Below are 25,438 nucleotides of genomic sequence, written 5' to 3'. Positions count from 1 at the left end.
CCCGAGCTTCCGGGGGCTCCGGGTGGCGGAGCCCCCGGCCCGAGGCGGCGCCTCGGATGTCACTGCACGAGCGTGCGCCATTCGCCGATCCACTTCTCGCGTCCGGCCTGCACCTGGTCCGCGGGCAGCGTCTCCGGCTTCTGCGGCAGCGGCGCGACCTGCGCCCAGCCCGGCGGCAGGTCGACGCCCTGGCGCGCCGGGTAGACGTACATGTTGGCCGCGACCGTCGCCTGGAACTGCTGGGAGAGCAGGAAGTCGACGACCTTGCGCGCGTTCTCGGCCTGCTTGCCGTTCGCCAGCACGCCGGCGTACTCGACCTGCCGGTAGCAGGTGTCGAGCAGCGCCTTGGTGCGCGGCTTGCCGTCGTCGCCGACTTCGGCGGCCGGCGACGACGCGTACGAGACGACGATCGGCCGCGGCCCCTTGCCGGACGAGCCGGAGAACTGCTTGGTGTAGGCCTCTTCCCAGCCGCTGACCACCTTGACGCCGTTGGCCTTCAGCTTCGTCCAGTAGTCCTTCCAGCCGGTGTCGCCGTACTTGGCGATGGTGCCGAGGAGGAAGGCCAGCCCGGGTGATGCCGTCGCCGGGTCCTCGGCGACCAGCAGGTCCTTGTACTTCGGGTCGGCCAGGTCGTCGTAGGTCGACGGCGCCGGGATCCCCTTGGCGGTGAAGTAGTTCGTGTCGACGTTGACGCAGACGTCGCCGACGTCGACCGCGGAGAGCCGGTGTTCGGGGTCGACGGCGTAGCGCTGGGGCCCGCGGTCGGCCTCCGGGCTGGTGTACGGGTCGAAGACGCCTTCACCGAGCGCGCGGGAGGCGAAGGTCGAGTCGACGCCGTACGCGACGTCGCCAATCGGGTTGGCCTTGGTCAGCACGAGCTTGTTGGTCAGCGATCCGGCGTCGCCCTGCTTGAGCACGGAGACCTTGATGCCCGACTGCTTCTGGAAGGCGTCGAGCACCTCCTGCGGGGCGGTGAAGGAATCGTGCGTCACGAGGGTGACGGTGGGCGTCTGCTGCGTGCCACCGTCACCGTTCGACAGCGAGCACGCCGCGGCGACGGCGCTGACGGCGGCGACGGCCGTCGCGGCGCGAACAGCCCTGCGTTTCATCTACCCTCCTGCACTTCGCCGGGCGAGGAAGGGGAAGCCCTCCCTTCGCCGGCATGATCCGTCTCAGGTGCGAACGGTCGCGGTTACCCGCCTCTCAGCCCGGCACCGGCCGGACTCCCGTGGCAACCGTGCAGCGTAGCCGAGGACGGACGACCATGGAGACATGACGGAAATCTTGAGCGACGCCGAGGCCGACGGACGGCTGGGCCCGGGCTGGACGCGGTCCGGCGCGGTGATCGCCCGCGAAGTGGAACTGGCGAGCTTTCCGCAGGCGATCGAGGTGGTGGACCGGGTGGCGGTGCTCGCCGAAGCCGCCGACCACCACCCGGACATCGACATCCGCTGGCGCACCCTGACGTTCCGGCTCTCGACGCATTCGGCGGGCGGCCTGACGGCGAAGGACTTCGACCTGGCGTCCCAGATCGACTCGGTGCTCGCCGCCGTGTGATCTCGGTAACGCTGAGTGCACTTTTCCTCGACTTCGACGTCTCTCAGTCACCGGAACCTTCGGGAAGGAGACGAGATGACTCAGGCAATCGTAGTCGGGACGACGGCGTTCGCAACGATGGTGGCGGCGGCGGGCGGAGTGCTCTGGTTCACCGCCCGCAACCGCCGTCACCTGGACGGCTGAGAGTTCGATCACAGCTGTTAACGCGGACCATGATCAGCGCGCTGATCGGAGCGGAAGCATCGGTCCGGCCGTGGGGAACAGCGCCATGAACAGCACTCTGACCGCCGCCCAGCGCGCCTGGATCAACGCACTCGCCCCGGCGGTGGTGCTGCTCGCGATCGCCCTGCTGGGCCTGCTCGGCTAGGTAGCCCGCCGACTACCGGGCGATTCGCCCGGGCGGCGGGAACGCGGCCGGCGGCTCGTCGGCCGTCGTCCAGTACTCCAGGCAGGACAGGCGCCCCTCCTCGGCGAAGACGATGAGCCCGCCGCCGGGCGCGTCGGCTTCGACCGCGACCGGGGCGTCGGCGACCACCGCGGTCGGCAGGCTCCGGTCGACTTCCAGGTTGATGCTCGGGCACCCGCAGCCGCACCGCCCGGTCACGCGGGCCGTCGCGGCCTGCGCCCGCAGTTCGGCGGCTCCCGGGAAGTCGCCGGCGAGCACCGTGTCCAGTGTCGTGCGCTCGTCCGGTGTGAGCGGGCGGGACTTCGCCGTCGCCATCAGTACCGGGACATGTTCGGGATGGTCTTTTCCGCGAGGCCGATGAGGTCTTCGACCTTCGCCACGTCGGCCGTCACGTCTTCGGCGGTCACCGGCGGTGCCTCGGAAGACCGGTAGGCGACCTCGTTGCGCCGGGCCCGCATCCGGTTGAAGGGCCGCAGGAGCGGCCCCAGCGGCGGGTCGAGCTGCGCGAGCACCGCTTCGTAGACGGCGATGTGGCCACCCCGGCTCGTCGCGCGCAGGCCCTGGTTCTGCAGCACGGCGGCCAGCGCACGGCGGGCGCCGTCGTACGCCAGCGTGTAGGCGCCTTCCGGGTCCGAAGCCAGCAGCTGCCGCGCCGAAACGACGTGCGTGCGGGCCCGGGCGAGTTCCGCCTCCGCGGCCTCCCGCGAAGCCGGGACGTGCTCGAGGGAGCCGCGCGCGATGAGCGCGTCGATCGTGGCGCGGCCCTGGTTCCACCGGGTCATCAGGTCTCCCGATCGAGTGGCAACGGGACCAGCGGACGCGCACGCACGCTGGTCAGGAACGGATCCGTGCTGTCCGCCGCCCACGCCGAGGACGTGATGCGGTGGACGTTGACCTCCCGGCCCAGCCGTCGTGAGACGCCCTCGGCCAGGTCGAAGAGCTCGTCCGGATCGGGCGAGCCGACGACGAGGACGTCGACGTCACCGGGTGGCGGCCCCGGTTCGCCGCGGTAGCGCGCGGCCCACGACCCGTAGATGTAGGCCTCCAGCACGCCGGGCAGGCCGGACAGGGCCTCGACGAGCAGCGGCAGCGGCCCGAAGGTGACCGCGAGGACTTCGCTCAGCGGCCGGTAGAGCGGCGTGTCCGTCCGGGCTTTGACGAGCCGGCTGCGGCCCACCCGCCGGTCTTCCAGGATGCCGCCGCCGACCAGCCGTTCGACCTCGCGCAGCGCGGCCGTCGGCGTGACGCCACAGGCGTCGGCGAGCTCGGTGATGGAGTACTCGCGCTCCGGGTGCAGCAGGACCAGCGCGAGCAGCTCACCCTGCATGCGCGAACGCAGCAGCGGCAGCAAGCTCGGCGAAGCTTTCATTGGACGCAGCATATCCTGCGTCCAATGAAAACAACAGTCAGTAGTTGAGCCGGATCAGACGTTGAAGCGGAACTCGACCACGTCGCCGTCGGCCATGACGTAGTCCTTGCCCTCCATGCGGACCTTGCCCGCCGCACGGGCGGCCGCCATGGAGCCCGCCTCCATCAGGTCGTCGTACGAGACGATTTCCGCCTTGATGAAGCCGCGCTCGAAGTCCGTGTGGATCACGCCCGCCGCCTGGGGGGCCGTGGCGCCCTGGGGGATCGTCCAGGCGCGGGACTCCTTCGGGCCCGCCGTCAGGTACGTCTGCAGGCCGAGCGTGTGGAAGCCCGCGCGGGCCAGCGAATACAGGCCCGGCTCCGGCTGGCCGACCGACTCGAGCAGCTCGCGCACCGACTCCTCGTCGTCCAGTTCCAGCAGCTCCGCCTCGACCTTCGCGTCGAGGAACACCGCGTCCGCCGGCGCGACCAGCTTCGTCAGCTCCGCGCGGCGGGCTTCGTCGGTGAGCACCGACTCGTCGGCGTTGAAGACGTACAGGAACGGCTTCGTCGTCAGCAGGCTCAGTTCGCGCAGCGCCTCGAAGTCGACTTCCTTCTGCGCCTGGAAAAGCGTGCGCCCGGCGTCGAGGATTTCCTTCGCCTTCTGGGCGTTGTCCAGCGCGGGCTTGTTCTCCTTCTTCGTCCGCGCTTCCTTCTCCAGCCGCGGCAGCGCCTTGTCGAGGGTCTGCAGGTCGGCGAGGATCAGCTCGGTGTTGATCGTCTCGATGTCGCTCGACGGGTCGATCCGGCCGTCGACGTGCACCACGTCCGGGTCGTCGAACACGCGGATGACCTGGCAGATCGCATTGGCCTCACGGATGTTCGCCAGGAACTTGTTGCCCAGCCCGGCGCCCTCGGACGCGCCCTTCACGATGCCCGCGATGTCCACAAAGGACACCACGGCGGGGACCGTCTTCTCCGACTTGTACAGCTCGGCCAGCTTGTCCAGCCGGGGGTCCGGCAGCGGCACGACACCGACGTTCGGCTCGATCGTCGCGAACGGGTAGTTCGCGGCGAGCACGTCGTTGCGGGTCAGCGCGTTGAACAGGGTGGACTTGCCGACGTTGGGCAGGCCGACGATACCGAGGGTGAGGCTCACGACCCCGCAGTCTACGTGGCTCACCCGGCCGGGCCCCACGCACCCAACGCCGTGGCGGATTTCCGCCAGCAGGGTCGCTGAGCTGCTGACATGCTCGGATCCATGGTCACCGACACGCTCGCGCTCTGGCGCGACGCCGAACGCTGCTACCGCGTGGTCACCGCCCGCGACCCGCGCTTCGACGGCCAGTTCATCATGGCGGTCCGCACCACCGGCATCTACTGCCGGCCGTCGTGCCCGGCGTCGACGCCGAAGGTGCAGAACGTCCGCTTCTTCCCGACGTCGGCGGCCGCGCAGGCCAACGGCTTCCGCGCCTGCCGCCGCTGCCTCCCGGACGCCGTGCCCGGCTCGCCGGACTGGAACGTGCGCGCCGACCTGGCCGCGCGGGCGATGCGGCTGATCTCCGACGGGACCGTGGAACGCGAAGGCGTCCCCGGCCTCGCCCGGCGGCTCGGGTATTCGGAACGCCAGCTCGGCCGGGTGCTCACCGCCGAGCTGGGCGCGGGCCCGCTCGCGCTGGCCCGTGCGCACCGGGCGCACTCGGCGCGGCTGCTCATCGAGGTGTCCGAGCTGCCGCTGACGGACGTCGCCTTCGCGGCGGGCTTCTCGAGCGTGCGGCAGTTCAACGAGACGATCCGCGAAGTGTTCGCGACAACGCCTTCGCAGCTTCGCGCGTTCGCCGCTTCACGACGTGGGCGCCAGGCCGACGTGACCGGAACCCGGCTCAGCCTGCGGCTGCCGTTCCGGCCGCCGTTCGACGCTTCGGGGTTGCTTCGCTTTTTCGCGGACCACGCCGTGGCGGGCGTCGAGGAAGTCACTTCGGAGGCCTACGCGCGCACTCTGCGGCTCGCCCACGGCACGGGTGTCGTGCGGTTGACGCCGTCATCGGACCACGTGCGGTGCGAGCTGATGCTCACCGACCTGCGCGACCTCGGCAGCGCGGTCAGCCGGGTGCGGCGGCTGCTCGACCTCGACGCCGACCCCGCGGCGGTCACCCGCGTCCTCGGCGCGGACCCGGCGCTGGCGCCGGTGGTCGCGGCGGTGCCGGGGATCCGGGTGCCGGGTGCGATCGACGGCGAGGAGCTGCTGCTGCGCGCCCTGGCCGGCGGCTTGTTGCCACCCGGCGACGAGGTGCCGGGTGAGTGGGGCGTGTCGCGGCTGTTCCCGACCGCGGCCCAGGTCGCCGAGGCCGTGCCGGGGCACGCGGGGATCGCCGCGCTGGCGGAGGGCCGGCTCGACCTGCACGTCGGCCGGGACGCGGCGGAGCTGCGGGCCGAGCTGCTCGCGACCCCGGGCGTCGACCCGTCGACGGCCGACTACGTCGTCATGCGCGTCCTCGGCGCGCCGGACGTCCTGCTCGCCGAGGACCCCGTGGTCCGCCGCGGCGCCGAGGCGCTGGGCATCGCGCCGGACTCGCTGCCGGAGCGCGCACGCGCGTGGACGCCGTGGTGCTCCTACGCCGGGATGTACCTGCTAGCCCGGTTCTCCCGGCCAGAGCACGGCCTGGGCGACGATGACCTGGTCGCCGTCGAACGTCGCCGCCGGTGAGCCGTGCAGGCGGTAGCCGAGGTCCAGTGCCTCGCTGACCCGGTGGCAGAACGCGGCGTCGTCCGGGCCGGTCAGCAGGCGGTAGCGGGGCAGGCCGTTCGGCGGCTGGTCGGTCATGCCGTCATCTTCTCCGAATCGTCAGCCGGCACGCACCTCCAGGGTCGAGCCCGTGCGGGACTTGCGGACCCGCAGCCGCGTCGGGATGCGCTGCCGCAGCTCCTCGACGTGCGACACGAGCCCGACCACGCGGCCACCGGCGCGGAGCTCGTCGAGGATGTTCATCACGACGTCGAGCGTTTCGGCGTCCAGCGTGCCGAAGCCCTCGTCGACGAACAGCGTGTCCAGGAGCGCGCCACCGGTCTCTCCCGCGACGACGTCGGCCAGCCCCAGCGCGAGAGCCAGCGACGCGAGGAAGGACTCGCCACCGGACAGGGTCTTCGCCGGGCGGATGGTGCCCGAGTAGTCGTCGAGCACGTCGATGCCGAGCCCGCCGCGGGTGCCGCGCGCCCCGGCCGCGTCCGAGTGCACGAACGAGTACCGGCCCTGGCTCATCGTGCGCAGCCGGTGCGTGGCGGCGACGGCTACTTCCTCGAGCCGCGCCGCCAGCACGTACGACCGCAGCGACATCTTGCGGCTGTTCTGGCCGCGCCCGTTGACGACCTCCGAGAGCGCTCGCAGCTCGGCGTACTCCGCTTCGGCCGGCGCTAGCCCGGCCAGCGCCTTGCGCAGCAGTCCGGCCAGCCGGGTCAGCTCCTCGTGCTGCGCGGTGGCCACCCGCAGCGCTGCGTAGGCGGAATCCGCGCGCGCCCGGGCCAGCTGGGCCGCGTCGGCTGCGCGGCCGACGTCCGCGACGTCGTCCGGCGAGATCCCGAACAGGTCTGGCTCGGCCAGCAGCGCCCGCGCGCCCGCGGCGGCCGCTTCGGCCTCGGCGATGCCCTGCTCGAGCTTCTCGATCTGCTCGTCCGGCAGCATCGCGGCCCGCGCCTTCTTCAGCGACGTGAACCCCTTCGCCTGCACCGCCGCCTCGACGAGAGTTTTCTGCTCGGCCACCCGTTCCCGGGCACCGACGACCGCCATACGGGCCTCGGCGACCGCCTCCAGGGCTTCGGCCAAGCCGAGGAGGTGCAGCCGCCGCGCACCGACGTCGGCGAACTCGCCCCGGCCCGCGACCAGCCGCCGCTCGCGCTCCGCCAGCCGCTCCTCCAGGGCGCGGACGTCGGTGGTGGCTTCGGTCGCCGCCTGTTCGGCCCGGCGCAGTCGCTCGGTGCGCGCTTCCAGATCGCGCTCCAGGAGGACGACCTGCTGGCTCAGCTTCGCCTTGCCGGCGGCCTGCTCGGCCAGCGCGGCCACGGTCGCGCGGGCTTGCGCCAGCTCGGCGGTGATCGACTCGGCCGTGTGCCCGGCGAGCCGCTCGAGCAACCCGGCCAGCCGCGCCTTCGCCTCTTCCAGCGCGACGACGACCCGCTGCCGCAGCGCGTCCGCTGCCTGCTCGGCTTCCTCGGCCGCGCGTTCCTCGGCCGGGTCGACCAGCTCGACGTCCCGGCTCGCCTTGGCCGGGTGCTCGGCCGATCCGCACACCGGGCACGGCGCGCCGTCGCCCAACGCGGCGGCCAGCTCGGCCGCCATGCCGTCCAGCCGCCGCTCGCGCAGGTCGAGCCGGCGCTGCCGGGCCGCCTGGTGCGCGTCGACGACTTCGCGCAGCTTCGCCTCGCCCCGCTGCACCTTGGCCTGCGCCTCGGGCAGTTCGGCGGCGTCGCGCGCGAAGGCGCGCAGCTCGTCCACCTTCGCCTTGGCGCCGTCGAGCTTGGCCTCCGCTTCGGCGGCTTCGACGGTGTCCGCGCGGAGTTTCGCCAGCTGGCCGGGGAGCGCGGCCAGCTCGGCGGTCAGGGCCTCGACCTGCTGTTGCGCGGTGACGGCCGCCAGCTTCCGGTCGTCTCGCCGCATGACGTCGAGCGCTTGCTGCTCGGCCTCGGCCACCAGCTCCGCGACCGCACCGGCCTCTTCGCGCGCGGCGGCCGCCCGCGCCTTCAGGTCGCCGGTGGCCCGGGTGCCCAACTCCCGCAGCCGGACACCGCGGGCCTTCTCCGCCTGTTCGGCTTCGGTCAGTTCGGCGGTCCGCCGGTCCAGCAGGTCGGCCTCCACCGCGACACCCGCCGCCCGCCGCGCGGCCGCGACCTCCTGCGCCCACTCGGCCCGCTGCGGCGCCTGCTCGGTGATCTCGAGCAGGCGCAGGTGCGCGGTGCGGACCCGGCGGATCTTCTCCGCACCCGCGCGTTCTTCCTGCAGGTAGGCGTCCGCCCGCTGAGCGGCCGACCGCGCCCGCTCCTCCTCGGCCGTCGCCTGCCCGACGCGTGCGGCCGACTCGGCGAGCACCGCGTCGACCCACTCGGCGACGTCCACCTCGGGCGGCTCCTGCTGGGCTTCCTGCGCGTACCGGGCCAGCAGCTCCCGCACGTCCCGCTGCCTCGCCTCCAGTTCGCGGCCGCGCTCGGCGCGCAGCTCGGCGAACCAGCGTTCGACGTCGGCGAAGCGTTCGGTGCCGAACAGGCGTTCCAGCAGCTTTTCGCGCTCGGCGGTGTCCGACCGCAGGAAGCGCGCGAATTCGCCCTGGGGCAGCAGGACCACCTGGAAGAACTGGGCCGCGGTCATCCCGAGCAGCCGCTCGACGGTGCGCGCGACCTCTTCGATCCGGATCAGGCCCTCCGGCGCCAGCCCGGCGGGCGCGGTGCCGATCCAGCTCAGCGACACCTTCGCCTGCTGGGTGGTCGTGCCCTCGCCGCGCCGCTTCGGCCGCTGGTACTCCGGGTTGCGCACGATCTTCAGCCGGTGCCCCTGCACGGTGAGCTCGAGCGAGACCTCGGTGACCTGGTCGAGCTCGGCGAGGTCGCAGCGCAGCCGTTTGGCCTCGTTGCGGACGCCGGGAACCACGCCGAAGAGCGCGAACGCGATCGCGTCCAGCAGCGTGGTCTTGCCCGCGCCGGTTTCGCCGTGCAGGAGGAAGAGACCGTCGGCGCCGAGCACGTCGAAGTCGACCACTTCGCGTGCGCAGTACGGCCCGAAGGCTTCGACCTCCAGCCTGTGCAGCCTCATTTCGCGAGGGCCCCCCGGTCGGCCGCCTCCAGTGCTTGGGACAGGAGCCGCTCTTCGCGCTCGCTCGGCGGGGCGCCCCGGCAGTCGTCGAGGAAGCTGCGCGACACCTCGATGTCCGACCGGCCGCGGACGGCGTCGGAGTAGCGCAGCGGGGCGCCGTGCCCGCCGGTGGGCGCCCATTCCAGGTGGACCGCGTACGGGAACCGCTCGCGCAGCCGCCGCATCGCGTCGACCGGGCGCACCCGGTCGGTGACCGTGACCGAGAGGAAGTGGCCGAGGTAAATGTCGTGGGCCGGGTCCTGCAGGAGGTCGTCGATCTCGCCGGTGAGCGTCGCGAGGGCTCTCGGCACCGGCAGCTCGTGGCGCCGGACCTCGGCGAGGCCGTGTTCGTCGAGGTCGACCAGCCAGACCGATTTGCGTTGGCGCGCTTCGGAAAACGAGTACGCCAGCGGGCTGCCGGAGTAGCGCAGGTGCTCGGCGAGCGTCTGCGGGCCGTGGAGGTGGCCGAGGGCCGCGTAGTCGACGCCGTCGAAGACCGAGCCGGGCACCTGCTCGACCCCGCCGACCGCGATGGTGCGTTCGCTGTCGGTGGGTTCGCCGCCGGTGACGAAGGCGTGCGCGAGGACCACGGACCGGACGCCGGGCCGGGTTTCCAGGTCCGCGCGGATCCGGCGCATGGCCTCGGTGAGCACGCCGGTGTGGCCGCGGGCGTCGGGAACGCCCAGCGCGTGCCGCGCCGGTTCCGGTTCCAGGTAAGGGATGCCGTAGACGGCGACCGGGCCGTGGGTGTCTTCGAGCAGCACCGGTTCGGCGAGCCCGGCGACGGTGGTGCGCAGGTGGAGACCGCCCGCCGCGGCGAACTCCGCGAAGGCGCCCAGGCGGGGCGCCGAGTCGTGGTTTCCCGGTGTCACCACGAGTTGCGCGCCGGCCGCGCGGATGCGGGCCACGGCTTTCGTGGCGACCCGCACGGCTTCGGCGGAGGGGACCGCGCGGTCGTAGATGTCGCCTGCCACGAGGACGGCGTCGATCGCCTCGCCGGCCACGAGGTCGGCGAGGTGCCCGAGCACCGCTTCCTGTTCCGCGAGCAGGTCGGCGCCGTGGAACGTGCGGCCGACGTGCCAGTCGGAGGTGTGCAGGAATCTCACGGGGGCCAAGGTACGACCCGGCTCCGACGAAATCGCGCAGGCACGCCGCCGGCTCACTCGAACGTGTGTACTAACACGAGCGGGCAAGATCGGACACGCCCTGCGTGGAATCGAAGTGTTCGCAGGTCAGCTACCCAGAGCGACGGATCGGGTGCGTTTTTTGTCGGTGCGGTCCGCCATGATGTCTGCGAGCTCGGAGTCCGGGGTTCGGTGTTCGGCGGGAGGGGATGAAGTGGCGACAGTGCTGACCACGGCGGCGATCGTGCTGGCGGTCCTGCTGCTGTTCGCCGTCGCGCTGCTGTGGCGGCTGTACCAGGACGGGATGCGCCGGGCGGACGCGGCGGCCCGGCTGGTGGCGGCCGAGCGGGCCAAGGCGGACCAGCAGCAGCTCGCGCTGCGGCGCTACGAGGTGGCGTTCGCCTCGATCAGCGGGCGCGGCGAGCTGGGCGAGCAGGTCCTGGTCGAGACGGCGCGGGCGCTGGGGCTGCGCGAAGACCTCCACTTCACGCTGCAGACGGACCTGGGGGGCGGCGGCTCGGCGAAGCCGGACATGGTGCTGCGGGTGGGCGGCGACCGCACGGTCCCGGTCGACGCGAAGGCGAGCATGGCGACGTGGTCCGAAGCGGTGGAGACGGACGACCCGGACGAGCGGCTGGACGCGTTGCGCGCGCACGTGCGGCAGATCCGGTCCCGGGCGGCGGAGCTGGCGGGCAAGGGCTACCAGCGCTGGGCGGACGCGATCTACGGAACGATCATGTTCGTCCCCTCGGACGCGGCGGTGGTCGCGGCGCTGGACACGGACCCGGAGCTGCTGCGCTGGCTGATCGACCGCCGGGTGTTCCTGTGCGGCCCGACGGGCTTCGGGGTACTGGCCTCGGCGGCGTTGTTCGCGGCGAGCGACCGGACGCTGGAGGCGGACGTGGAGCAGGTCCGCACGGGAGCAGCGGCAGCACACCGGGCAGCGGGCGGCGCGGTGGAGGCGCTGAACCTGTCGAGCACGCACTTGCAGCGGTTCCTGTCGGCGCGACGCCGGGAGCTGGAGGCGTTGGAGACGTTCCGGGCGACGGTGGCCCCGCTGACGGAGGCGTCGGGAAGCCCGGCGGCGTTGCCGTCGGTGCGGAAGGGGGATGAGCTGGCGGCTAGTTGAGGGTCGGTCGGGTTAAGGTCCCGAGGGCGGGGCGAGTTCGGCCGGGTCCGCGACGGGGCAGGGGTGTGAAACCAGCGGCTCGCGTACCTTGGCGGTCGGACCGCGTACCTCGGCGGTCGGGCCGCGGACCCAGACGGTCGGGCCGCGGACCCAGACGGTCGGCTCGCGTACCTGGACGGTCGGGCGGCGTACCCAGACGGTCGGGCCGCGTACCTGGACGGTCGGCTCGCGCACCTAGACAGTCGGGCCACACACCTGGCGGTCGGGCCGCGTACCTGGACGGTCGAGCCGCGTACCTGGACGGTCAGGCGGCGTACCTGGGCGGGCGGGTTGCGTACCTGGGTGCGCGGGTTGCGTACCTGCGGGGTCGGTGGCGAGTCGAGCGCACGTTTGACCTGCGGTGATCGTCAGTCTGAAGCCGCGCGCCTGATCGCTGTTGAACCCTTGCGGCGAGCGCGCGTGGTGGAGATCCGCGGTGCCGTGATGCGGCGGGTTGGCGTGCGCGCCGCTCGCGGAGGACTCTTGGCTCTACGGGCCGCCGGCTCGTCCGGGGGCGTTACCGCGCGCCACCGGTTCGTGCCCGCGGGTGGCTGTCGGCCCACGTCGGCGGCGGTGCTGGCAAGATCTTCACAACCACGAGATACGGTGTTGCCCTGTGACCGCGATTCGCGATCGCCAGAGCGATCCAGATGCCGACGACGTCCCCGTTGCGTGGGACGAGCGTCCTGTCGTCGGTTCGAGGCGTGGACTGCCCTGGTGGGCCGCGGTCCTCGTCGGCCTCGGCCTGGCGATCGTCGGCGCCGTCCTCGGCAAGCCCAGTCAGGGCAGCCTTCCGCTGATCTTCACCGTCTGCTACATCGCCGGGGCCGTCATCGCGGTCTGCGCGGTGAAGCGGCGCGGCCTGTTCGGGCCCATGGTGATGCCGCCGCTCGTGCTGGCCGTGACCGTGCCCGGCGTCATCCTGCTGACGTCCGGCTCGCAGGGCGACGACATGCTGTCGAAGGCGCTGAACATCGGCACCCCGCTGATCAACGCCTTCCCCACGATGGCCATCACCACCGGCATCACCCTGCTGATCGGCTTCGTCCGGATCTTCCGCGAACGCGACCCGGACGCCCCGAAGAAGATCAAAAAAGCCAGTCGGCCGGACGAAGACGACGAAAAGCCGTCGCAGCGCGCGGCGGCCGGGGGGCGTCCGCGGCCCGCCGGTTCGAACCGGACCGGCCAGACCCCGCTCCCGTCGGGCGCCCGGCCGAAACGGGACGGCGAACCGCCGCGGCGGCCGCGTCCCCCCGCCGACGGCGAACGCCGCACGCCCCGCGCTCCCGCCGAACGCGACCCGGGTACCCGCGGCACGCGCAAGCCGCCGCCGGCCAACCGTCGCACGCCGCGTCCGGAAGAGGGTGACCCACGCCGGCGCGAGCCGCGCGGTGACGCTCCGCGACGCCGTCCGCGCCCGCCCGAGGACGGCCGGGACACCCCGCCGCCTCGCCGCCCGTCCGGCGGCCGGAGCGCTCAGCCCCGGCAAAAACGTCCCTGGGACGAAGAAGAACGCTGACGAACCGGCGGTCACCTCACCCGAGGTGACCGCCGTTTTCGTGCGCCGAAAGGCATCACGCGTGACCAGACCGGCATCACGCGTGATCAGAGGGGCATCACGCGTGATCAGAGGGGCATCACGGTCTCAGACCTTGCGGAGTTCCTTCGGCGGCGCGAACGAGATCTTCTCGTTGGCCGTGGTGACCTCGTTGACGTCGGCGTAGCCGCGCTCGGCCAGCCAGTCCAGGAGTTCCATCACCAGGACGTCCGGGACCGATGCGCCCGAAGTCACCCCGACCGTCGTCACGCCGGACAGCCACGCCTCGTCGACCTCGTGCGCGAAGTCCACCAGGTACGACGCGCGGGCGCCGGCCTTCAGGGCCACCTCGACCAGGCGCTTCGAGTTGGACGAGTTCGTCGAGCCGACCACCAGCACCAGGTCGCACTCGGCGGCCATCGCCTTGACCGCCACCTGGCGGTTCGTGGTCGCGTAACAGATGTCGTCGCTCGGCGGGTCCAGCAGGTTCGGGAAGCGCTCGCGGAGCTGGTCGACGCGCTCCATCGTCTCGTCGACCGACAGCGTCGTCTGGGAGAGCCAGATCACCTTCGACGGGTCGCGCACCTCGACCTTGCCGACGTCCTCGGCCTTGTCGACGAGCTGGACCTTGTCCGGAGCCTCGCCGGCGGTGCCCTCGACCTCTTCGTGGCCTTCGTGGCCGATCAGGAGGATGTCGTAGTCGTCGTTGGCGAACCGGTTGACCTCCTTGTGCACCTTCGTCACCAGGGGGCAGGTCGCGTCGATCGTGCGCAGGTTCCGCTCGGCCGCCTCCGCGTGCACCATCGGCGAGACGCCGTGGGCGGAGAACACCACCAGCGCGCCTTCGGGCACCTCGGACGTCTCGTCGACGAAGATCGCGCCGCGCTCACGCAGCGTTTCCACGACGTGCTTGTTGTGCACGATCTCCTTGCGGACGTACACCGGGGCGCCGTAGACCTCGAGGGCCTTCTCGACGGCGATCACCGCGCGGTCGACACCCGCGCAGTAACCACGGGGTTTGGCGAGCAGCACCCGCTTGCCGGAAGCGGTTCCGGTGATCGTGGGGGTACCCGCGGGCTCGATTCCGGGACTCGCTGCACTCATGCCACCCAGGGTACGGGCAGCCTCGAGACGAACTCGAAGTCCCTTTCGGGTGAGCTTCGTCCCCCCGTCGGGCTGTGCCGCCGGTCACGCGCTGCACCCTTCCGGTTGGGCAGAACGTCCGGTCATGCGGCAGGCTGGGACCCATGAAGCCATTCCCGCTCCCCCTCCGGGTCGCCGCGGGCCTCGCCGTCTCCACCGCCGAGCGGGTTCGCGAACTTCCCCGGCAGCTGGCCGGGCTCCCGGTCACCGTGGTCAGCCAGGTGCTGCAGGCCTCCATGCGCGTGCAGCAGCACGTCACCGAGCTGGCGATCAAGGGCGACAGCGCCCTGTCGAGCCTTCGCCCGGTCGAGGACACCCCCAGCTGGGCGACGTTCGACGAGGACGCCGACGTGCCGCCGGCCCGCCCGGACCGCAGCCCGGTCGCCGAAGTGCCCGAACCGCGCTCGGAGATCAACGGTCGCGTCCCGTCGGCGGCCGAACTCGAGGCCGAGCTCGGCGATCCGTGGGCCGACGAAGAACGCGCGCTCGCCGAGGACCACGCCGACGGCGAGAACGACAGCGAGGACGAGCCACCGAAGACGCCGAAGCCCGGCACACCCAAGATCGACAAGAAGACCAAGAGCGAGACGCCGAGGACCAGCGCCGCGGGGTACGAGGGCCCGGCCGGATTGACCGGCTACGACCAGCTCACCCTCCCGCAGCTGCGGGCCCGGCTGCGCCAGTTCTCGATCGAGCAGCTCGAGACCATCCTCGAGTACGAACGCGCCCACGCCGACCGCTCGTCGTTCACCGGCATGCTGTCCCGCCGGATCGCGAACGCCCGCAAGTCGGACCAGGGCGAGGACGACAGCCCGGAAAGCGACACGGAAGACGGTGCGGACGGCCGGTGAGCACCGAGTCCGCCGCGGCTCCCGCGAGCACCGCGGAATCGCCGTGGCCGGTCCGGACCGTCGCGCGCAAGATCGGCGACTGGATCCACCGGCTCGGCACGGTCTGGGTCGAAGGCCAGGTCACGCAGGTCAGCTCGCGCCCGAACACGCAGACGGCGTTCCTGACCCTGCGTGACCCGTCGGCGGACGTCTCGATGTCCGTCACCTGCCCGAACTGGCTGATCCGCGAAATGGAGCCGCCGCTGCGGGAGGGCGCGAGCGTGGTCGTGCACGCGAAGCCGTCGTACTTCTTCGGCCGCGGCACGATCAGCCTGCGCGCCGACCAGATCCGCGCGGTCGGCGTCGGTGAGCTGCTGGCCCGGATCGAACGGCTCAAGAAGCTCCTGACCGCCGAAGGCCTCTTCTCGGCGCAGCGCAAGCGGCCGATCCCGTTCCTGCCGAAGGGTGTCGGGCTGATCACCGGCCGCGCGTCGGCGGCGGAGCGGGACGTCCTGGCCAACGCGCAGGGGCGGTGGCCGCACGTCCGGATCAAGGTGCTCAACACGGCCGTGCAGGGCTCGCAGGCGGTGCCGCAGGTCATGCGCGCGCTGCGGATCTTCGACGCCGACCCGGAGATCGACGTGATCGTCATCGCCCGCGGTGGCGGCAGCGTCGAGGACCTGCTGCCGTTCTCGGACGAAGCGCTCTGCCGCGCGGTGTCGGCCGCGGGCACGCCGGTGGTCAGCGCCATCGGGCACGAACCGGACACACCCCTGCTCGACTACGTCGCCGACCTGCGCTGTTCGACGCCGACCGACGCCGGCAAGCGGATCGTGCCCGACCTCCGCGAGGAGACCGAGCGGGTCCGCCAGATGCGCGACCGCGGGCGCCGCGCCCTGCACGGCTGGGTCGACACGCAGGCGCGGCTGCTCAACCAGATCCGCAGCCGCCCGTCGCTGGCCGACCCGCTGGGCCCGGTCCAGCGGCGGCAGGACGACGTCGACGTCCACCGCGAACGCGCCCGCCGCGCCATGCTGAGCCTGCTCGCCAAGGACCAGGCCGAGATCGCGAACTCCCGCGCCCGGCTCACCGCGCTCGGACCGGCCGCGACGCTGGCCCGCGGGTACGCGGTCGTGCAGTTCGTCGACGCCGAAGGCAACCTCCAGGTACTCCGCTCCGTCTCCGATGTCGAGACCGGTGCCCGGCTGCGCGTGCGCGTGGGCGACGGCGCGATCAAGGCGGTGGCGGAAGGAGAGCAGGAGTGAAGGTGACGTTCCTCCCGCTCACCGTGGACGCGGCCCGGAAGCTGGGCGCGCGTCCGCTGCTGGACCAGGCGGTGCGCACCGACCGGGCCGCCGCCGAGTGCTGGACGGCCCTGCTGGCCGGCTGCGGCACCGCCGCCCGCCGCGACCTGGGCCCGCAGCTGCGCCGGCTGTCGGAGGCGACGTCGATGCAGGTCGGCTCGCGCTGGTGGTTCGCCGAGGGAGCCGGGCACCGCAAGCGCGTCGCCGGCGCCCAGGAGAACCTCGAAGAGGCGATCGCGGACGGTGACGGCCAGGAGTTCGCCCTGGCGTTCGTCGGGTACGACCACGCCATGGCCAGCGCGGTAGTGTGCGCGAACAGCGTGCCAGCCCGGAAGGTCGGAGAACACCGAGCGTGAGTGAGACAACCAGCGAGGAACTCGGCTACGAGCAGGCTCGCGACCGCCTCGTCGAGGTCGTCCGCGAGCTCGAAGCCGGCGGTCTTTCCCTCGAGCAGTCGCTCGCGTTGTGGGAGAAGGGCGAGAAGCTCGCGAAGGTCTGTGAGCGCCATCTCGAAGGAGCCCGCGAGCGCATCGAGGCCGCTCTGGCCTCCGTGGAGTCTTCGGAGGACGAAACCGCCGACGGTCAGTGACGTTTGCCATGCTCTCGGCACCGGGAAACCGGACAGCGATCTGACAGACTGTCTTCCCGCCAGTTCCACGATCCGGGAGGCAATGATGTCCGCCGCAGAGAGTCGTCGTGAAGCGCCCGACCGCAACCTCGCGATGGAGCTGGTCCGGGTCACCGAAGCCGCCGCCATGGCCGCCGGCCGCTGGGTCGGGCGCGGCGACAAGATCGGCGGGGACGGCGCGGCCGTCGACGCGATGCGCCAGCTCGTCTCGACGGTGTCGATGCGCGGGGTCGTGGTGATCGGCGAGGGCGAGAAGGACGAAGCCCCGATGCTGTTCAACGGCGAAGAGGTGGGCAACGGCGACGGGCCGGACTGCGACGTCGCGGTCGACCCGGTCGACGGCACCACGCTGATGGCCAAGGGCATGCCGAACGCCCTCGCGGTGCTCGCGGTCGCCGAGCGCGGCGCGATGTTCGACCCGTCCGCGGTGTTCTACATGGAGAAGCTGGCCGTCGGGCCGGACGCGGCGGGCAAGGTGGAGCTCGGCGCGCCGATCGCGGAGAACATCCGCCGGGTCGCCAAGGCCAAGCACAGCAGCGTCAGCGACGTCACCGTGTGCGTCCTGGACCGCCCCCGGCACGAGAAGATCATCAAGGAGATCCGGGACGCCGGCGCGCGGATCCGGTTCATCTCCGACGGCGACGTGGCGGGCGCGATCGCCGCGGCCCGCCCGACCACCGGCGTCGACATGCTGATCGGCATCGGCGGCACGCCCGAGGGCATCATCGCGGCCTGCGCGATGAAGTGCCTCGGCGGCGAGCTGCAGGGCCGGCTGTGGCCGAAGGACGACGCCGAGCGCGAGAAGGCCCTCGCCGCCGGGCACGACCTCGACCGGGTCCTGCTCAACGACGACCTCGTGCGCGGCGACAACGTGTTCTTCTGCGCCACCGGCGTCACCGACGGCGACCTGCTGCGCGGCGTCCACTACCGCGAGGGCGGCGCGACGACGCAGTCCATCGTGATGCGGTCCAAGTCCGGGACCGTCAGAATGATCGACGGCTACCACCGGCTGAACAAGCTGCGGGCGTACTCCTCGGTCAACTTCGACGGCCACCTGGACGCGCCCGACGACGACGTCGTGCCCCCGCTGCCGTAAGGAGTTCCGTGACCCGGCGCCTGCCGGCCCTGCTGGCCGTGATCCTCGCCGTCCTGGTCCCCGGCGCGGCCGCGGCCGCTCCCGGCATCGTCGGGGGCGTCGCCGCGGACCAGCCGTACCCGTTCACGGTGTCGCTGCACTCCGCGTCCGGGAGGCTCTTCTGCGCGGCCGCGCTGATCACGCCGACCTGGGTCGTCACGGCCGCGCACTGCGCGTACGGCAAGACACCGGCCGACATCTCGCTGCGGGCGGGGTCGAACGACTCGGGCCAGGGCGGCGAGGTCGCGCAACCCGCCGAAATCGTCGTCAACCCGGCGTTCAACACGCAGAGCCCGGCCGGGGACATCGCGCTGCTGCGGCTGCCCAAGCCCGCCTCGGCGGCGCCGATCGGGCTCGCGACGGCCGCGTCGCCGGGCACGGCCACCCGCATCCTCGGCTGGGGCCAGACGTGCCCGAAGGTGAACTGCGGCGAGATCCCCACGGCGCTGCAGCAGCTCGACACGCACATCGTCGAAGGCAGCAAGTGCACGGCGGCGTTCGACGGCACCGCCGAGCTGTGCACCGACAACCCGGGCGGCAAGGCCGGCGCGTGCTTCGGCGACTCCGGCGGCCCGGAAATCGTGCGCGACGGCGACCGCTGGCTGCTCGTCGGCGTCACCAGCCGGCCGGGCAACAACGATCCGCAGTGCGCGACGGCGCCGTCGATCTACACCTCCGTCGTCGCCTATGCGCCATGGATCGCGGAGAAGACGAAGGCGTGACCTATTCGGCGTTGCTGGAGTGGCCCGGGAAGAGGTGGGCCTCCGGGTCGAGCGCGACGGCGATGTTGTTGACCGCCGTCGCGGCCTCGCCGAAGCCGGTCGCGATCAGCTTCACCTTCCCCGGGTACGCGGCGACGTCGCCCGCGGCGTAGACGCGCTCGCGCGCGGTCGCCATCGTGGAGTCGACGGCGATGGCGCGGTGGGAGATCTCCAGGCCCCAGCTCTCGATCGGGCCCAGGTCGGCGGTGAACCCCAGCGCCGCGACGACGGCGTTGGCCGGGAGCCGCTCCTCACCCGTGCCCTTGACCGAGACGTCGACGGCTTCGAGCGTGCCGTCCGGCGCTTCGACGAACCGCGTGACCTCGGCGTCGGTGACGATCCGGGTGCCGAGCTCGCGCGCCTGCCGGACGATCGACTCGGCGGCGCGGAACTTCGCGCGCCGGTGCACCAGCGTCACGCTCGCCGCGACCGGGTGCAGCGCGAGGATCCAGTCGAACGCCGAGTCGCCGCCGCCGACGACCACGACGTGCTGCCCCGCGTGGGCGGCCAGCGACGGGACGAAGTGGACCATGCCGCGGCCGAGCCAGCCGTCGCCGGCGGGCAGCGGGCGCGGGGTGAACTCGCCGATGCCCGCGGTGATCAGCACGGCACGGGCGCGCAGCGTTTCGCCGCCGTCGAGGGTCAGCTCGACGCCGTCGCCCGCCGTCTCCAGCTTCTCGGCCTTGCGCCCCAGCAGGTACTTCGGCTTGAACGGCGCGGCCTGCTTCACCAGGCCCTCGACGAGGTCGCGGCCGCGGACCTCGGCGAACCCGCCGACGTCGTAGATCATCTTCTCCGGGTACATCGCGGTGACCTGGCCGCCGGGCTCGGGCAGCGAGTCGACCACCGCCATCGAAAGGCCGCGGAACCCGGCGTAGTAGGCGGCGAACAGGCCTGTCGGCCCGGCGCCGATGATGACGAGGTCGTACGGGTCCCCAGCAACGTCAGTCATGCTCGCTCCAGCCAGTGGTGGATGGCAGTGATCGAGAACACAGCCGATCCTAGCGTCGCGGGACGCCGAGGGTGGGCGACGCCACCACGCGGTCCCGCGCGAACAGGGCCAGAATCGGTGTCATGGCTGATCAGGAATACCGGATCGAACACGACACGATGGGCGAGGTCCGCGTGCCTGCCGACGCGCTCTACCGCGCGCAGACCCAGCGGGCCGTGGAGAACTTCCCCATTTCCGGCCGGGGCCTGGAGCGCGCCCAGATCCGCGCGCTCGGCCTGCTCAAGGCGGCCGCCGCGCGGGTGAACCGCCGGCTGGGCGTGCTCGACGCCGACGTCGCGGACGCCATCGCGGCCGCCGCCGACGAGGTCGCCGAAGGCACGCACGACGCGCACTTCCCGATCGACGTCTTCCAGACCGGGTCCGGGACGTCGTCGAACATGAACGCCAACGAGGTCATCGCCACCCTGGCGTCCCGCGCGCTCGGCCGGGACGTCCACCCGAACGACCACGTCAACGCGTCGCAGTCGTCCAACGACACCTTCCCGACGACCATCCACGTGGCCGCGACCGAGGCCGTCACCAAGGACGTCATCCCGGCGCTGGAGTACCTCGCCGGCGCGATCGAAGTCCGCGCGGCGGAGTGGGCGGACGTCGTGAAGTCGGGCCGCACGCACCTGATGGACGCCGTGCCGATCACCCTCGGCCAGGAGGCGGGCGCGTGGGCGTCCCAGATCCGCTTCGGCGTCGAACGGCTCAAGTCGGGCCTGCCGCGGCTGGGCGAGCTGCCGATCGGCGGCACGGCCGTCGGGTCCGGCCTGAACGCGCCGGAGGGCTTCGGCTCGGCGGTCGCGGCGGAACTCGCCACGGTGACCGGGCTGCCGCTGACCGAAGCGCGCGACCACTTCGAGGCGCAGGCGACGCAGGACAGCGTCGTCGAGACGTCCGGGCACCTGCGCACGGTCGCGGTGTCGCTCAACAAGATCGCCAACGACCTGCGCTGGCTGGGTTCCGGGCCGCGCACCGGCCTGGCCGAGCTCGCCCTGCCGGACCTGCAGCCGGGTTCGTCGATCATGCCGGGCAAGGTGAACCCGGTGATCCCGGAGGCGACGCTGCAGGTGGTCGCCCAGGTGATCGGCAACGACGCGGCGGTCGCGTTCGCCGGCGCGGCGGGCAACTTCCAGCTGAACGTCAACCTGCCGGTGATCGCCCGGAACGTCCTCGAATCGGCGCGGCTGCTCGCGGCCGTCGCGCGGCTGCTGGCGGACAAGGTGTTCGCGGGCATCACGGTGCACACCGACCGCACGCGCACCTACGCCGAAGGTTCGCCGTCGATCGTGACGCCGTTGAACAAGTACATCGGCTACGAAGAAGCGGCCGCGGTCGCGAAGCAGGCGTTGAAGGAGCTGAAGACGATCCGGGAGGTCGTCATCGAGCGCGGGTACGTCCGCGACGGGAAGCTCACCGAGGAGCAGCTCGACGAGGCCCTCGACGTGCTGCGCATGGCCCGCGGCGGCCGGTGACCCGGCGCGGATACTGGCAGCATGAGTGACGCAGCCGAACTGGGCGCCTTCCTGAAGGCGCGCCGCGCCGCCCTCGACCCCGCCGACCTCGGCCTGCCGCCCGGGATCAGCCACCGGCGGGTCAAGGGCCTGCGGCGCGAGGAACTGGCGCAGCTGGCCGGCATCAGCGTCGACTACTACACGCGGCTGGAGCAGGGCCGCGCGAAGAACGTCTCCGACGCGATCCTCGACGCGCTGGCCCGCGCGCTGCGGCTCGACCCCGGCGAGGAGTCCTACCTGCACAACCTCGCCGCCCCGAAGCGCCGCGAGAAGCCCGCGCCGCGGCGGGTCCGGCCCGAACTGCAGCAGCTGCTGGACGCCATCCAGGCACCGGCGTTCGTCTTCGGCCGCTACCTGGACGTGCTGGCCTGGAACGCGCTCGGCGGCGCGGTGGCGTTCGCCTTCGCCGAGCTCGAAGAGCGCAACATCGCGAAGCTGTCCTTCCTCGGCGACCGCGGGAAGGAGCTGTACCCGGAGTGGGACGCGGTGTCCCGCGAGGTCGTCGCGAACCTGCGGACCGAGGGCGGCAAGCACCCCGGCGACCCGGAGTTCGCCCGGCTGGTCGACGAGCTTTCGCGGGGCAGTGCCGAATTCCGCGCGCTGTGGGCCGAGCACGCGGTGCGGGAGAAGGCGCAGGGGTGGAAGGTGCTGCGGAACCCGGTCGTCGGCGAGCTGCGGCTGCGGTACGAGACGCTGCGGCTGCCCGACGACCCGGACCAGGGACTGGTGGTCTACCACGCCGAACCGGGGTCGGAGAGCGAACGGGCGCTCGGCCTGCTGGCCAGCTGGATCGCCGCCGATGAACGACCGGTGAACACTCGGTCGCCGCACCCCCACGCCGGTTGAGCGCTGCCTAGGCTCGTCCGCCTGGGGAGTACGGGGGCAGAGGAGCGGCACGGTGGGCGTCGGCGCGACCATGCAGTCACTCGCCGAGATCCTCAGCTCGGATTCGGGCAGCCTGGTCCTCGGGATCGCCGCGCTGGTCGCGATCGCGGCGCCGTTCGTCGACCGTTACTTCATCCGGCGCCGCCGCCTGACGTTCCGGGTGCTCTACAACTCCAAGATCGGGCTGTCCCCGATCGACCTGCACGACGGCGAGAACGGCTCGGCGCAGGCGGCTCCGCAGCTCGAGCAGATGGCCCGCCTGCTCGACCGGATGAGCATCGTCGTCATCCGGATCCACAACACCGGCGGGTTCGACATCGCACCCGCGGACTTCGAGATCCCGCTGTCGTTCACCTTCGGCAGCCGGATCGTCTGGGACGCCCGGGTGTCCGACGCGACCGACGACGGCCTCCGCCAGCACGTCCGCGACGGCCTCGAGTTCTTCACGCGCGAGACCCCGCAACGGCCGGTCGAAGGCGTGAAGCTCTCGCGAGTGCGCGCGTTGCTGCCGAAGCGGCTGGCCGGGCTGGCCGCGGCCGAACCGCCGCCGGAAGCGCCCGAGTGGCACGGTGTCCGGTTCGCGCGGCTCTCGCTGCGGCGCAAGGAGAAGTTCAAGCTGGTCCTCGTCCTGCGCGAGCCGGCCGGGCACGACGGCGAGCTCAGCAAGGACATCGACCACCACGCCCGGCTAGCCGCCGGCCGGATCAAGGACGACCGCAAGCAGCGCCGGTTCGGCTGGCCGGTGCTCACGACGGCGATCGGCGTGCTGCTCACCGGCGCGCTGCTGGCGACGCTGCTGGTGTCGTGGTCCCGGCCGGGCGGCTCCGCGCAGTGCGCCGCCGGGAAGCTGTCGGTCGAGGGGTCGAGCGCGTTCATCCCGATCATGGCCGGGATCGCCGCCGAGTACCACGGCCAGTGCGACGACGCCGCGATCACGACGCGCGCGACCGGCAGCGTCACCGGCGTCCGCGCGCTCGCGCCCGTCGACGCCGCGGGCAAGGACGGGCTGGCGGTGCTGTCGGACGGGCGGTCCGGGGAAGCGGGACCGGACCTGACGGCGAAGGCCGTCGCGATCGTCGTCTACAGCCTGGTCGTCAACCGCGCCGCCGGCGTCGACCGGCTGACGACCCAGCAGGTCGGGGACATCTTCAGCGGCCGGGTGCGGAACTGGGACCAGCTGCGGCCGGGGCCGTCGGTGCCGATCGGGATCGTCGGGCGCGGGCAGGAGTCGGGCACGCGCAAGACGTTCGAGCGGAAGGTGCTCGGCGGGGCGGAGGACCGGCTGACGTCGGACTCGTGCCGCAGGCCCGAGCGCGACCCGGCCGCGGCGACCACCCGCTGCGAGCGCGGCACGACCGCCGAGGTGCTCACCGAGGTCGCCACCGTGCCGGGCGCGATCGGGTACGCCGACGTCCCGGCGGCGAAGGCGGCCGCGGCCCGGGACCAGCAGGTGGCCGTCGTCCAGCTCGACGGCCACTACCCCGACGTCACGACGATCGCCGCCGGCTACCGGTTCTGGACGGTCGAATACCTGTACACGAAGGGCGTACCCGGCGAAGAGAGCGTGCTGAAGCGGTTCCTGGACTACCTGGCCGCCCCGGCCGCGCGGGCCGAGCTGCAGGACGCCGGGTACACCCCGTGCGTGACCAAGGACGGCCTGCTCGACCCCCTCTGCACCAGGCCGGACAGCTAGCCGTCCTGAAATTGTCGGTGGTCCGGGTCATGATGTCCGGGTGTTGCTGAGCGAGTTGGTCCGCGCGTCCGCCGAACTGGCGGCGACCAGGTCCAGGAAGGCGAAGATCGCCGTCCTGGCCGCCGTGCTGCGCGCGGCGGAGGTCGCCGAGCTGCCCGCCGTCGTCGCGTACCTGACGGGGCAGACGGCGCAGGACAGGCTGGGGGCGGGGTGGCGCACCCTGGCTGCGCTGGGCGCTTCGCCGTCCGGGGAGTCCGTGGCCACGGTCACGGAGGTGGACGCGGCGCTGACGGCGGCCGCGGGCGTGGCGGCGGGCACGGGGTCGAACACGCGGCGGCAGGAGGTGCTGCGCGCGTTGTTCACCCGGCTGACGGAGGACGAGCAGCAGTTCCTCTTCCGGCTGGTCACCGGCGAGCTGCGGCAGGGCGCGCTGGAGGGCGTGATGGTCGACGCCATCGCGGCCGCGGCCGAGGTGGCGGCCGAGGACGTGCGGCGGGCCTTCATGCTGTCCGGGAAGCTCGGCATCACCGCCGTCGCGGCGCTCACCGGCGGGCAGGCGGCGCTGGCGGAGTTCCGGCTCACGCTGGGCACGCCGATCAAGCCGATGCTGGCGTCACCGGCGGAGTCGCTGGACGAAGCCGTCGCCGAGCACGCCGAGGCGATCGTCGAGTACAAAATGGACGGTGCGCGGATCCAGGTGCACCGCCAGGGCGGCGAAGTGCGCGTCTGGACGCGGACGCTGCGGGAAATCACCGGGAGCGTGCAGGAGCTGGTGGAGCTCGTGCGGGGGCTGCCGTGCGAGTCGGTGGTGCTCGACGGCGAAACCCTGGCCCTGACCGACGCCGGGCGGCCGCGGCCGTTCCAGGACACCATGAGCCGCTTCGGCAGCACGCGTGAGGAACAGGTCAAGGCTCTGCTGCTGCGCCCGTACTTCTTCGACTGCCTCCACCTCGACGGCGTCGACCTGCTGGACGCGCCGCTCTCGGAGCGCAACGCGGCCCTGCGCAAGGTCGCCGGGGCGCACGTGATCCCGGGCGAGGTCGGCACTTCGCGGGCGGCTTCGGTCCTGGAGGCGGCGATGGAAGCGGGCCACGAAGGGGTGATGGTCAAGGACCTCGCGTCGCCGTACGCGGCCGGGCGGCGCGGGCGGGCGTGGCTGAAGGTCAAGCCGGTGCACACGATCGACCTCGTCGTGCTCGCCGCGGAGTGGGGCCACGGCCGGCGCACGGGCACGCTGTCCAACCTGCACCTGGGCGCCCGCGACCCGGACGGCGGCCCGCCGATCATGGTCGGCAAGACGTTCAAGGGGATGACCGACGAGCTGCTGGCGTGGCAGACGAGGACGTTCCAGGAGATCGAGACCCACCGCGACGACTGGACGGTGTACGTCCGGCCGGAGATCGTCGTCGAGATCGAGCTGGACAGCGCCCAGGTGTCGACGCGCTACCCGGGCGGCTTGGCCCTGCGGTTCGCCCGCGTGGTCCGCTACCGCCCGGACAAGGACCCGGCCGAGGCGGACACGATCGACACGGTCCGCGGCCTGCTCCACGGCGACCGGTCGGAAGGGAGCTGA

General features: G+C 72.3%; 24 protein-coding genes and 1 riboswitch. Of the genes, 14 read left to right on the top strand and 10 right to left on the bottom strand.

Translation table 11 applies throughout. The features are described from left to right. Positions 1 to 59 precede the first annotated feature (59 nt). Complete coding sequence (locus ACLJPY_RS09580) at positions 60 to 1,109, bottom strand: thiamine ABC transporter substrate binding subunit (protein WP_410587678.1); 1,050 nt, start codon at positions 1,107 to 1,109, stop codon at positions 60 to 62. 22 nt (positions 1,110 to 1,131) lie between these two features. Beyond that, a riboswitch (TPP riboswitch) is annotated at positions 1,132 to 1,240 on the bottom strand. Between the two features lie 32 nt (positions 1,241 to 1,272). Here ACLJPY_RS09580 and ACLJPY_RS09575 point away from each other — a divergent pair. Further along, positions 1,273 to 1,557, top strand: coding sequence for a 4a-hydroxytetrahydrobiopterin dehydratase (locus ACLJPY_RS09575; protein ID WP_410587677.1), 285 nt, complete (start codon positions 1,273 to 1,275; stop codon positions 1,555 to 1,557). A 379-nt stretch (positions 1,558 to 1,936) separates the two neighbouring features. On the opposite strand, the gene ACLJPY_RS09570 is transcribed toward ACLJPY_RS09575, so the two are convergent. From ACLJPY_RS09570 to ychF, 4 genes are read right to left on the bottom strand one after another with little or no spacing between them, the layout of a single operon-like run. After that, positions 1,937 to 2,278: a hypothetical protein gene (locus ACLJPY_RS09570; protein WP_410587676.1), complete on the bottom strand. Its 342-nt coding sequence runs from the start codon at positions 2,276 to 2,278 to the stop codon at positions 1,937 to 1,939. Continuing rightward, positions 2,278 to 2,745, bottom strand: a complete 468-nt coding sequence (locus ACLJPY_RS09565; RefSeq protein ID WP_410587675.1) for a hypothetical protein — start codon at positions 2,743 to 2,745, stop codon at positions 2,278 to 2,280. Before ACLJPY_RS09565 ends, ACLJPY_RS09570 begins: the two co-directional genes overlap by 1 nt. Further along, positions 2,745 to 3,332 (bottom strand): ArsR family transcriptional regulator, encoded by a 588-nt coding sequence (locus ACLJPY_RS09560; RefSeq protein ID WP_410587674.1) that lies wholly within the window; start codon positions 3,330 to 3,332, stop codon positions 2,745 to 2,747. The genes ACLJPY_RS09565 and ACLJPY_RS09560 overlap by 1 nt, the downstream gene beginning before the upstream one ends. Before the next feature lie 54 nt (positions 3,333 to 3,386). Further along, complete coding sequence (ychF, locus tag ACLJPY_RS09555; protein WP_191314861.1) at positions 3,387 to 4,469, bottom strand: redox-regulated ATPase YchF; 1,083 nt, start codon at positions 4,467 to 4,469, stop codon at positions 3,387 to 3,389. A 90-nt stretch (positions 4,470 to 4,559) separates the two neighbouring features. Here ychF and ACLJPY_RS09550 point away from each other — a divergent pair, with 90 nt between their 5' ends. Next, positions 4,560 to 6,017 carry a DNA-3-methyladenine glycosylase 2 family protein gene (locus ACLJPY_RS09550; RefSeq protein WP_410587673.1) on the top strand — a complete coding sequence of 486 codons (1,458 nt, stop codon included), beginning with the start codon at positions 4,560 to 4,562 and terminating at the stop codon, positions 6,015 to 6,017. Here the strand turns inward: ACLJPY_RS09550 and ACLJPY_RS09545 are convergent. Genes ACLJPY_RS09545 through ACLJPY_RS09535 form a run of 3 tightly spaced genes read right to left on the bottom strand, consistent with a single transcriptional unit; the run spans position 5,943 to position 10,252 of the window. Then, a complete protein-coding gene (locus ACLJPY_RS09545; RefSeq protein ID WP_410587672.1) occupies positions 5,943 to 6,134 on the bottom strand; it encodes a DUF1737 domain-containing protein in 192 nt (63 codons plus the stop codon). The two genes, ACLJPY_RS09550 and ACLJPY_RS09545, sit on opposite strands and share 75 nt — an antisense overlap. A gap of 21 nt (positions 6,135 to 6,155) precedes the next feature. After that, a complete protein-coding gene (locus ACLJPY_RS09540; protein WP_410587671.1) occupies positions 6,156 to 9,107 on the bottom strand; it encodes an AAA family ATPase in 2,952 nt (983 codons plus the stop codon). Further along, positions 9,104 to 10,252 (bottom strand): exonuclease SbcCD subunit D, encoded by a 1,149-nt coding sequence (locus tag ACLJPY_RS09535; RefSeq protein WP_410587670.1) that lies wholly within the window; start codon positions 10,250 to 10,252, stop codon positions 9,104 to 9,106. Before ACLJPY_RS09535 ends, ACLJPY_RS09540 begins: the two co-directional genes overlap by 4 nt. A 232-nt stretch (positions 10,253 to 10,484) precedes the next feature. On the opposite strand from ACLJPY_RS09535, the gene ACLJPY_RS09530 reads away from it, so the two are divergent. Next, a complete protein-coding gene (locus ACLJPY_RS09530) occupies positions 10,485 to 11,399 on the top strand; it encodes a DNA recombination protein RmuC (RefSeq protein WP_410587669.1) in 915 nt (304 codons plus the stop codon). 655 nt (positions 11,400 to 12,054) lie between these two features. Beyond that, complete coding sequence (locus ACLJPY_RS09525; RefSeq protein WP_410587668.1) at positions 12,055 to 12,957, top strand: DUF6542 domain-containing protein; 903 nt, start codon at positions 12,055 to 12,057, stop codon at positions 12,955 to 12,957. A gap of 126 nt (positions 12,958 to 13,083) precedes the next feature. Here ACLJPY_RS09525 and ACLJPY_RS09520 read toward each other — a convergent pair whose 3' ends face one another. After that, a complete protein-coding gene (locus ACLJPY_RS09520) occupies positions 13,084 to 14,079 on the bottom strand; it encodes a 4-hydroxy-3-methylbut-2-enyl diphosphate reductase (RefSeq protein ID WP_410587667.1) in 996 nt (331 codons plus the stop codon). Between the two features lie 143 nt (positions 14,080 to 14,222). Between ACLJPY_RS09520 and ACLJPY_RS09515 the strand changes: the two genes are divergently transcribed. The 6 genes from ACLJPY_RS09515 to ACLJPY_RS09490 all read left to right on the top strand — a co-directional run bounded on the left by ACLJPY_RS09515 (position 14,223) and on the right by ACLJPY_RS09490 (position 18,737). Then, positions 14,223 to 14,969 carry a lipid droplet-associated protein gene (locus tag ACLJPY_RS09515; RefSeq protein ID WP_410587666.1) on the top strand — a complete coding sequence of 249 codons (747 nt, stop codon included), beginning with the start codon at positions 14,223 to 14,225 and terminating at the stop codon, positions 14,967 to 14,969. After that, positions 14,966 to 16,213, top strand: a complete 1,248-nt coding sequence (gene xseA / locus ACLJPY_RS09510) for an exodeoxyribonuclease VII large subunit (protein ID WP_410587665.1) — start codon at positions 14,966 to 14,968, stop codon at positions 16,211 to 16,213. Before ACLJPY_RS09515 ends, xseA begins: the two co-directional genes overlap by 4 nt. Then, positions 16,210 to 16,608, top strand: a complete 399-nt coding sequence (locus tag ACLJPY_RS09505; RefSeq protein WP_410587664.1) for a hypothetical protein — start codon at positions 16,210 to 16,212, stop codon at positions 16,606 to 16,608. Before xseA ends, ACLJPY_RS09505 begins: the two co-directional genes overlap by 4 nt. Further along, positions 16,605 to 16,841: an exodeoxyribonuclease VII small subunit gene (locus tag ACLJPY_RS09500; protein ID WP_410587663.1), complete on the top strand. Its 237-nt coding sequence runs from the start codon at positions 16,605 to 16,607 to the stop codon at positions 16,839 to 16,841. The genes ACLJPY_RS09505 and ACLJPY_RS09500 overlap by 4 nt, the downstream gene beginning before the upstream one ends. Before the next feature lie 82 nt (positions 16,842 to 16,923). Continuing rightward, positions 16,924 to 17,976: a class II fructose-bisphosphatase gene (gene glpX, locus ACLJPY_RS09495; RefSeq protein WP_410587662.1), complete on the top strand. Its 1,053-nt coding sequence runs from the start codon at positions 16,924 to 16,926 to the stop codon at positions 17,974 to 17,976. Between the two features lie 8 nt (positions 17,977 to 17,984). Continuing rightward, positions 17,985 to 18,737, top strand: a complete 753-nt coding sequence (locus tag ACLJPY_RS09490) for a S1 family peptidase (RefSeq protein ID WP_410587661.1) — start codon at positions 17,985 to 17,987, stop codon at positions 18,735 to 18,737. Position 18,738: 1 nt separating this feature from the next. On the opposite strand, the gene ACLJPY_RS09485 is transcribed toward ACLJPY_RS09490, so the two are convergent. Next, positions 18,739 to 19,728, bottom strand: a complete 990-nt coding sequence (locus ACLJPY_RS09485) for an NAD(P)/FAD-dependent oxidoreductase (protein ID WP_410587660.1) — start codon at positions 19,726 to 19,728, stop codon at positions 18,739 to 18,741. A 122-nt stretch (positions 19,729 to 19,850) separates the two neighbouring features. Between ACLJPY_RS09485 and ACLJPY_RS09480 the strand changes: the two genes are divergently transcribed. The 4 genes from ACLJPY_RS09480 to ACLJPY_RS09465 are packed head-to-tail and all read left to right on the top strand — an operon-like array spanning position 19,851 to position 25,438. Then, positions 19,851 to 21,248, top strand: a complete 1,398-nt coding sequence (locus ACLJPY_RS09480; RefSeq protein ID WP_410587659.1) for a class II fumarate hydratase — start codon at positions 19,851 to 19,853, stop codon at positions 21,246 to 21,248. A 21-nt stretch (positions 21,249 to 21,269) separates the two neighbouring features. After that, the gene (locus ACLJPY_RS09475) at positions 21,270 to 22,133 is read left to right on the top strand and encodes a helix-turn-helix domain-containing protein (RefSeq protein ID WP_410587658.1); all 864 of its coding nucleotides are present in this window, start codon (positions 21,270 to 21,272) and stop codon (positions 22,131 to 22,133) included. Between the two features lie 52 nt (positions 22,134 to 22,185). Then, positions 22,186 to 23,865 carry a PstS family phosphate ABC transporter substrate-binding protein gene (locus ACLJPY_RS09470; RefSeq protein ID WP_410587657.1) on the top strand — a complete coding sequence of 560 codons (1,680 nt, stop codon included), beginning with the start codon at positions 22,186 to 22,188 and terminating at the stop codon, positions 23,863 to 23,865. Between the two features lie 40 nt (positions 23,866 to 23,905). After that, positions 23,906 to 25,438, top strand: a complete 1,533-nt coding sequence (locus ACLJPY_RS09465; protein WP_410587656.1) for an ATP-dependent DNA ligase — start codon at positions 23,906 to 23,908, stop codon at positions 25,436 to 25,438.

It is taken from the genome of Amycolatopsis sp. lyj-23 (assembly GCF_046549135.1).
Taxonomy (GTDB): Bacteria; Actinomycetota; Actinomycetes; order Mycobacteriales; family Pseudonocardiaceae; genus Amycolatopsis.
Note: the sequence above shows the minus strand (reverse complement) of the source record. Positions and strands in the feature narration are given on the sequence as shown.

Excerpts from the sequence above, each read along its gene's own strand:
- ACLJPY_RS09580 (WP_410587678.1), bottom strand. The coding sequence starts at position 1,109 with ATGAAACGCAGGGCTGTTCGCGCCGCGACGGCCGTCGCCGCCGTCAGC.
- ACLJPY_RS09575 (WP_410587677.1), top strand. The coding sequence starts at position 1,273 with ATGACGGAAATCTTGAGCGACGCCGAGGCCGACGGACGGCTGGGCCCG.
- ACLJPY_RS09570 (WP_410587676.1), bottom strand. The coding sequence starts at position 2,278 with ATGGCGACGGCGAAGTCCCGCCCGCTCACACCGGACGAGCGCACGACA.
- ACLJPY_RS09565 (WP_410587675.1), bottom strand. The coding sequence starts at position 2,745 with ATGACCCGGTGGAACCAGGGCCGCGCCACGATCGACGCGCTCATCGCG.
- ACLJPY_RS09560 (WP_410587674.1), bottom strand. The coding sequence starts at position 3,332 with ATGAAAGCTTCGCCGAGCTTGCTGCCGCTGCTGCGTTCGCGCATGCAG.
- ACLJPY_RS09550 (WP_410587673.1), top strand. The coding sequence starts at position 4,560 with ATGCTCGGATCCATGGTCACCGACACGCTCGCGCTCTGGCGCGACGCC.
- ACLJPY_RS09545 (WP_410587672.1), bottom strand. The coding sequence starts at position 6,134 with ATGACCGACCAGCCGCCGAACGGCCTGCCCCGCTACCGCCTGCTGACC.
- ACLJPY_RS09540 (WP_410587671.1), bottom strand. The coding sequence starts at position 9,107 with ATGAGGCTGCACAGGCTGGAGGTCGAAGCCTTCGGGCCGTACTGCGCA.
- ACLJPY_RS09520 (WP_410587667.1), bottom strand. The coding sequence starts at position 14,079 with ATGAGTGCAGCGAGTCCCGGAATCGAGCCCGCGGGTACCCCCACGATC.
- ACLJPY_RS09515 (WP_410587666.1), top strand. The coding sequence starts at position 14,223 with ATGAAGCCATTCCCGCTCCCCCTCCGGGTCGCCGCGGGCCTCGCCGTC.
- glpX (WP_410587662.1), top strand. The coding sequence starts at position 16,924 with ATGATGTCCGCCGCAGAGAGTCGTCGTGAAGCGCCCGACCGCAACCTC.
- ACLJPY_RS09485 (WP_410587660.1), bottom strand. The coding sequence starts at position 19,728 with ATGACTGACGTTGCTGGGGACCCGTACGACCTCGTCATCATCGGCGCC.
- ACLJPY_RS09480 (WP_410587659.1), top strand. The coding sequence starts at position 19,851 with ATGGCTGATCAGGAATACCGGATCGAACACGACACGATGGGCGAGGTC.
- ACLJPY_RS09475 (WP_410587658.1), top strand. The coding sequence starts at position 21,270 with ATGAGTGACGCAGCCGAACTGGGCGCCTTCCTGAAGGCGCGCCGCGCC.